Source organism: Nitritalea halalkaliphila LW7 (genome assembly GCF_000265075.1).
Classification (GTDB): Bacteria; Bacteroidota; Bacteroidia; order Cytophagales; family Cyclobacteriaceae; genus Nitritalea; species Nitritalea halalkaliphila.
The window spans coordinates 1-2,445 of the sequence record NZ_AJYA01000111.1 but is presented as its reverse complement, the minus strand read 5'-3'; the positions used below and the strand labels follow the sequence as shown (position 1 = coordinate 2,445).

The following is a 2,445-nucleotide window of genomic DNA, read 5'->3' as shown; positions in this document are numbered from 1 at the left end:
GATGTTCGCAGTCTACCTTYGCATAAATGTAGTCAGCTGATACAGGAAAATGCGCGTTGTAATGCTGTAACTCATACATCATGGGGGAGTTTGCTACTGGATTTTGTATCAAGTCACTTATCTCAAAGTCTGCATCCGCATGCACTGTATATTTCTTTTGAAACTGCCAGTCTGTGTCGTATTCGTAGAAGGTCCATCCTTGCCCCTTTACCAGAAAACCATCAGCATGTGCATGAACAGCACTAATGCTAGCCAGTTCCTCAGGCCCCTCCATGAGCCGCAGATTTCGCTTTAAAAAGGTTCCATCAGGAGCATACGACTCTATAAAACCATACAAGTGGTCCACGTACAGCACCTCTCCGTCCGCCCATTCAAATCTTCCCACCTGCGAACTCCGCGACGGCTGAACAAAAACAGTATCCAATTGAAGCGAAAACCTGTCGCCCACAGACAGCTCTTCGCTTGTCGTTCGCTGCTCCCCGGCACATCCCAGCAAGAAGAGCAACAAAAGCATGTAATAATATTTCATATCTTAATAAATTAAAAAAGTGAGGGTAGCAAGCACCCTCACAACTTACAATCAAAATTAATTTTCAGAACCCCCTTCAGGATTGTTTCTACAATCATCTGGGGTATCACAAGATTTTCTAAAAGAAATACAGGCTACTTGAACGCAATCTTTATTTTTACAACGTAGCTGCAAATCACCAGATTCCCTTAAATTATCACAGCCATCTTTAATTCCATCTACTATGAGTATGGCGAGAACAATGCCCCCTGTAACAGGATCTACTTGCGCACGAAGATTTGCAACCGAGAGCATCAAAAGCCCTCCTAAAACGAATAATGCTACTATTTTTTACATTTGAAATAAAATTTAACAAACACTGAAACAGCTAACCTTTAACTGCCTGAAAAACAACCTTTAGCGCTAAAATCATTCAACAACTAAATGTACCCCCCCCTATACTAAAAAGCAAGAAAATCCTAATATTAATTCTTGCTCGGAATATAATCAGCTATAAACCAGGCATTTAAAATTACATCGAAATAACAAAAGGACACTCTAAAACGTTTTGAGTAATTTTATTTAATCTACTAAAGAACAAACTATTCAAAAATACTATTAACTAAATAAAATTATAAACACTAACTTAAATATAAATTCCGACTACTCATGAACAGTATTAACGATGTCAAATATTGTTATTTTCACATTTTGCTACTAGAAAAGAAATGAGTTTGACTTTACACTCCTATTTCCATCTCCTGTAAACCCACCCATTAATACGCATACAACTCCTGTCGATTCCAATAAGGCTCTTCCGAAATCTTATGCCGACGTTTTAACAACGGATTGATGTAGAGCTGTATATTCGAGAAATCTGCAAACTGCGCCTCTAACGGCCGATGCTCGGCTAAATCTGCATGCACCCGCTGCTCATCAGGTAAAGGTGGGTAGGACGACTTCTCCCAAAATGTAGGATCATACGTCGATCGACCTGAAGTGAAAATCCAACCATTGTATAAGTCAGCTAAATAGTTCAACTTGTAATGAGGAGCACTCCCCCGCAGACCATACAAGTAACGCGCTCTTAACTCATCATAAGATAAATTCCCTGGAGAAGACGCTAATGCATACATTTCAGCAAACTCCCTCATCTGCTTCCCTTCATGAAAACCCTCCCCCTTATACCCATAGCCGATCGCACTCCTAGATTGGTTCACATAAGTAAATACATACCGTCCTTCTTCCGTTCGACGATAATAGGCATTAAGACTTTCTTCGAGTATGGTGTGCTTATACTGCCTTGAAACATTCATTCTGGTAGTAGTAGGATTCGCATTCTCCCACTTTAAATGCATACGATGAAGCCCATAATCCTGCTGATCGATATAGAATACCCCTTGCTGTAGTTTTTTCTTATGCGATCGCCCCCATTTGTTGATATCACGATCAAAGGCTTTACTCGACGCATGAAAAGACAGTATATACACCGGTCGATCGTCTATAATCGTTTCTCCCAATACTTCATACGTAAACCAGTTGGGATTCAAGCCAAAATACTGGTAAGGTTCCTGTGCCATGAGCCAATTAACAGCATTTCTGGCACTTCCTATAAAGCAATGCAACATGAGATAATCCGACTTTTGTACCTGGTAAAAGGTATTGTAATGGGCCCTTGCGTCACTTGATTTTTTTGCCTTATCAAAAAACGCTCGATCATAGCCCGCATAGTGCATGTAACCCGCCGCACGTGCGAATCCTACATACTTGCCCTCTTCTTCGATCACTTCCTGATAGAACACATCTATTTCTAAAGGGTCTGGGTAAAAGGTATTTCCCATGTTATCGAGAAATTTTTTCATCAAGTCCTTTAATGGATCATCCCAGAACAACCGCTGACATCCAATTCCTTCTCTACTTTTTAAAGAGACCACAAA

At 40.4% G+C, this 2,445-nt stretch carries 2 protein-coding genes and 1 pseudogene; all 3 read right to left on the bottom strand.

Going from position 1 to position 2,445, the window contains the following annotated elements; translation table 11 throughout:
• Positions 1–529 (bottom strand): annotated as a pseudogene (locus A3SI_RS16650) (hypothetical protein); the annotation flags it as partial.
• 57 nt (positions 530–586) lie between these two features.
• Positions 587–823, bottom strand: a complete 237-nt coding sequence (locus A3SI_RS19235) for a hypothetical protein (RefSeq protein WP_162098488.1) — start codon at positions 821–823, stop codon at positions 587–589.
• A 461-nt stretch (positions 824–1,284) separates the two neighbouring features.
• Positions 1,285–2,445 (bottom strand): hypothetical protein (locus A3SI_RS16645; protein WP_009057822.1); only part of this gene is annotated, 1,161 nt, incomplete at its 5' end.